This is a genomic window from Streptomyces carpinensis, assembly GCF_002154505.1.
Taxonomy (GTDB): domain Bacteria; phylum Actinomycetota; class Actinomycetes; order Streptomycetales; family Streptomycetaceae; genus Streptomyces; species Streptomyces carpinensis.
On sequence record NZ_MUBM01000412.1, the window covers coordinates 1 to 4,938 of the forward strand.

General features: G+C 73.3%; 3 protein-coding genes. 1 reads left to right on the plus strand and 2 read right to left on the minus strand.

What is annotated here, in order from left to right; genetic code table 11:
- Positions 1-938: MFS transporter (locus tag BZY54_RS41000; protein WP_143668242.1), on the minus strand; the 938-nt coding region annotated here is incomplete at its 3' end.
- 1 nt (position 939) lies between these two features.
- On the minus strand, positions 940-1,830 hold the full coding sequence (locus BZY54_RS41005) for an alkaline phosphatase family protein (protein WP_086730452.1): 891 nt from the start codon (positions 1,828-1,830) through the stop codon (positions 940-942).
- A gap of 314 nt (positions 1,831-2,144) precedes the next feature.
- Between BZY54_RS41005 and BZY54_RS41010 the strand changes: the two genes are divergently transcribed.
- The coding region (locus BZY54_RS41010; protein WP_086730453.1) for a bifunctional [glutamine synthetase] adenylyltransferase/[glutamine synthetase]-adenylyl-L-tyrosine phosphorylase at positions 2,145-4,938 on the plus strand (2,794 nt) is incomplete at its 3' end.

Below are 4,938 nucleotides of genomic sequence, written 5' to 3' on the forward strand. Positions count from 1 at the left end.
AGCAGGAGGTAGACGAAGGAGTCGCTGACCGTGGCCAGGCCCAGCAGGACGGCGCAGACGGTGATACGGCGCAGGTCGCGGTGGCGGAGCAGGGCGAGGGCGGCGCGCAGCGTGGGGCGTGGGGTGGGACGCGGGGCGGGGTGCGGGGCCGGGAGCGCTCGCGGCGCGTCCTCCGTCGGGCCGGCTTCCGGTACCGATGCTTCCGCTACAGACGTTTCCTGTACCGACGCCTCCGGTACGGGCCCTTCCGGTACGGACGCTTCCGGTGCGCCTCCCGGTACGAACAGGGCCAGTACCAGCACCGCCACCGCCGCGACGCAGAAGCTCACCGTGAACACCGCGTCGTAGCCGTCCACGGTCGCCCGCAGGATCCAGAACGCCACCAGGGGTCCGAGCAGCGCACCCGTCGTGTCCATCGCGCGGTGGACGCCGAAGGCGCGCCCGCGCGACTGCGGCGTGCTGGACAGGGAGATCAGCGCGTCGCGGGGTGCCGTGCGCAGGCCCTTTCCGGTGCGGTCGGCGGCCAGGATCAGGCCGATGGGCGTGAGGGAGTGGGCGAGGAGCAGCAGCGGCTTGCACAGGGCCGAGATGCCGTAGCCGAGGCCCGCCACCCACTTGTGGCGGCCCCCGCCCCGGTCGGCGAGGTGGCCTCCGGCCAGGCGGACGAGCGCCGAGAAGCCGTTGTAGACACCGTCGAGCAGGCCGAATCCCAGCGGGGACAGGCCCAGGCCCGCCACCAGGTACAGCGGCAGCACCGCCGTCACCATCTCCGACGACACGTCGGTGATCAGGCTGACCGTGCCGAGGGCGAGGACCGTGGGGGCGACCGCGGCACGGCGCCGCCCGGAACGAGGCCGGGCGGCGCCCTCCGCGGACACCGGCGCGTCAGGGGCCCCCGGAGCGCCCGGGGTGCTCGCGCGGCTGTCCGCTACGTACACGTCAGGACGCCCAGACGCCGGTGATGTCGTGGGCGGAGGCCGCGTTGCCCGCGTGCGTGGTCAGGCCCTGCGTGTCCTCCAGGGTGCGCAGTAGGTCGTAGTGGTTGTACGTCGTGGAACTGCTCGATCCGGGGGCGACCGGCTGGCCGTACAGGACGGTCGGGATGCGGTTGCCGCTGAGCTTGTTGTCCTCGTCGAAGGTGACGACGAGCAGGCTGTTGTGGGTCTTCGCCCAGGTCGCGTACGCGCCGAGGTTGTTCTTCAGCCAGGTGTCACCCGTCGACACCGAGCAGTCGTGCATGTCGCTGCACAGGTTGGGGACCACGAACGACAGCTGGGGGAGAGTCGAGTAGTCCGTCGGGAACTGCGCGAAGGTCTTCGCGGACGACGTCGGTACGTTGCTGAAGCCGAACCACGGGTTGTGCTTGCGGGCGTAGGTGCCGCTGCTGCACGTGGTCGAGCCCTGGCTGGGCAGCGTCTCGTTGTAGCTGGCCCAGGTGCGGCCCGCGGCGAGCTGCTCCGAGGCGAGGTTGGGGGCCGAGGAGAAGCCGGGGGTGTAGCAGCTGTCGTCGGTGATGCCCTGGGTGGAGCCCGAGAAGAGGGCGAAGTAGTTCGGCTGGCTCGGGTGGGTGATGGCGTAGGACTGGGTGAGGTTGGCGCCCCCGGACTTCAGCGAGTTGATGTACGGGGCGCTGGAGGAGCCGATCACCTGACTGTAGGCGTGGTTCTCGAAGACCACGACGACCACGTGGTCCGGGGTCGGCACCCCGGTCGCGGCCTGTGCGGACGAAGAGCCGGCCAGGCCGGACCACAGACCGACGGCGGCGGCCGCGAGGGCGACGGTGGACGCAAGGGCGGCGCGGCCGCGTCGGAACAAGGAACTGCCGGACACATCAACCTCCGGTGGGAGAAGGGGTCGGCGGTGCGCAGAGATCATGCACACGCCAAAGTGCTCCCGTCCCACGCCGCACGGCCCGGAGGATGAAGACCGGGTGAACTGCTGCCGCCGGGCGGTCGGGTGCGCCGACGGCCCGGGTCGGCCGAAGGGGGCGGCGGCGCCGTGTGCGGGGCGCGTGTCGTCGGGTTGGTGGCAGTGGTGGGTGCCACGCCGGCGAAAGTCGCCGTCGTCGCGGCAGCCGGGGCCGGTCGCTGCGGCTAGGCTCAGGCCAGGACGACCTTGATCCGACGACCCGACGGGAGGCCGGGATGACGGCGCCGGGACGCAGGAGCAGTACCTTCACTCGGCTGCTGCGGCACGGCTTCACCGATGCCTCCGCCGCCGAGCGGCTCCTGGACAGCCCCGAGCTCGCGCCGATAAGGACCGATCCGGTGCTGCTGGAGGCGCTCGGCGCGACCGCCGACCCGGACCTGGCGCTGCGCGGGCTCGTCGCGCTGCTGGAGGCGCAGCCCTCTCCGACCGCCCGGCGGGAACTGCTCGACACGCTCATAGCGGCCAAGCCACTGCGCGACCGGCTGCTCGGTGTGCTCGGCGCGTCCGCCGCGCTCGGCGACCACCTCGCCCGGCACGCCGGCGACTGGCACGCGCTCGTCACCTACGAGCCGCAGGACCTGCACCCGGGAGTGGAGGAGTTCGAGCGGGGGCTCGCGGACGCCGACGACCCCATCGCCCTGCGCGTCGCCTACCGCCGCTGCCTGCTCTCCATCGCCGCCCGGGACGTGTGCGGCACCACCGGCGTCGCCGAGACCGCCGCCGAGCTCGCCGACCTCGCCACCGCCACCCTGCGCGCCGCGCTCCGCATCGCCCGCGCCGCCGCTCCCGAGGACGCCGGTCTGTGCCGGCTCGCGGTGATCGCGATGGGCAAGTGCGGCGGGCACGAGCTGAACTACGTCTCGGACGTCGACGTCATCTTCGTCGGCGAGGCCGTCGAGGACGGGGACGAGCACGTGGCGCTGCGCGCCGCCACCCGGCTCGCCTCGCACATGATGCGGATCTGCTCCGAGACGACCGTGGAGGGCAGCATCTGGCCCGTCGACGCCAATCTGCGGCCCGAGGGCAGGAACGGTCCGCTGGTGCGGACGCTGAGCAGCCATGTCGCCTACTACCAGCGATGGGCCAAGACCTGGGAGTTCCAGGCGCTACTCAAGGCGCGTCCGGTCGCCGGGGACGCCGAACTCGGCGCGCGGTACATCGCCGCCCTCGACCCGATGGTCTGGCAGGCCGCCGAGCGGGAGAACTTCGTCGCCGACGTGCAGAAGATGCGCCGGCGGGTCGTGGAGAACATCCCCGTCTCCGAGGTCGAGCGCGAGCTCAAACTCGGCCCGGGCGGCTTGCGGGACGTCGAGTTCGCCGTCCAGCTGCTGCAACTGGTGCACGGGCGGACGGACGCCTCGCTGCGGAGCGGGACCACGCTGGACGCGCTGCCGGCGCTCGCCGCGGGTGGCTACGTCGGTCGCGAGGACGCCGTGCAGCTCGGCGAGTCCTACCGCTTCCTGCGCCTGCTGGAACACCGCATCCAGCTCTTCCGGCTGCGCCGCACCCACCTGCTGCCCGAGGACGAGGCCGACCTGCGCCGCCTCGGGCGGTCCATGGGGCTGCGCGCCGACCCCGTCGCCGAGCTCACCCGCGAGTGGAAGCGGCACACCGGCGTCGTACGGCGCCTGCACGAGAAGCTCTTCTACCGGCCGCTGCTCGATGCCGTCGCCCAACTGGCACCGGGCGAGGCGCGGTTGAGTGCCGAGGCCGCCCGGGAGCGGCTGGTCGCGCTCGGGTACGCCGATCCCGCGGCTGCGCTTCGGCATCTGGAGGCGCTGGCGTCCGGTGTGACGCGGAAGGCGGCCATCCAGCGGACCCTGCTGCCCGTGCTGCTGGGGTGGTTCGCGGACTCCGCCGATCCGGACGCGGGGCTGCTGAACTTCCGCAAGGTGTCGGACGCGCTCGGCAAGACGCCCTGGTATCTGCGGCTGCTGCGGGACGAGGGGGCCGCCGCGGAGAACCTCGCCCGGGTGCTCTCGGCCGGGCGGCTCGCCCCCGACCTGCTGATGCGGGCTCCGGAGGCGGTGGCGCTGCTCGGCGACGCGGGCGGTGACGGGGGCGGTCTCGCGCCGCGCGGACGGGACCAGCTCCAGCAGGAGATCCTCGCCGCCGTCGGGCGGGCCGAGAGCGCCGAGCAGGGAGTCACGGCGGCACGCGGGGTGCGGCGGCGGGAGCTGTTCCGTACCGCCGCCGCCGACATCGTCGGCTCCTACGGCACGGAGGCCCAGCCCGCCGAGGCCGACGAGGGAGCCCTGGTGGACCTCGTGGGCGGCGCGGTGTCGGACCTGACGGCGGCGACGCTGGCCGGCACGCTGCGGGCGGTGGTGCGCGACGGGTGGGGGGACACTCTGCCCACCCGGTTCGCGGTCATCGGCATGGGGCGGTTCGGCGGGCACGAGCTGGGCTACGGGTCGGACGCGGACGTGCTGTTCGTGCACGAGCCACGGGACGGGGTCGAGGAACGGGAGGCGGCGCAGGCGGCGAACCGGGTGGTCGCCGAGATGCGGCGGCTGCTGCAGATCCCGAGTGCGGATCCGGCGCTGCTGATCGACGCGGATCTGCGGCCCGAGGGGAAGTCCGGGCCGCTGGTGCGCACGCTGAAGTCGTACGAGGCGTACTACCGGCGGTGGTCGCTGGTGTGGGAGTCGCAGGCCCTGCTGCGGGCGGAGCCGATGGCGGGGGACGAGGATCTGGGGCGGCGGTTCATCGAGCTGATCGATCCGCTGCGGTTCCCGCGCGGTGGGCTCGCTGAGGAGGGGGTGCGGGAGATCCGGCGGCTGAAGGCGCGGATGGAGTCCGAGCGGCTGCCGCGGGGGGCCGACCCCAAGCTGCACACCAAGCTGGGGCCGGGTGGGCTGTCCGATGTGGAGTGGACGGTGCAGTTGCTGCAACTGCGGCACGGGGCCGAGGTGGCGGGGCTGCGGACGACGCGGACGCGGGAGGCGCTGGCGGCGGCCCGGGAGGCCGGGCTGGTGTCGGAGGAGGACGCCTCGACACTGGACGAGG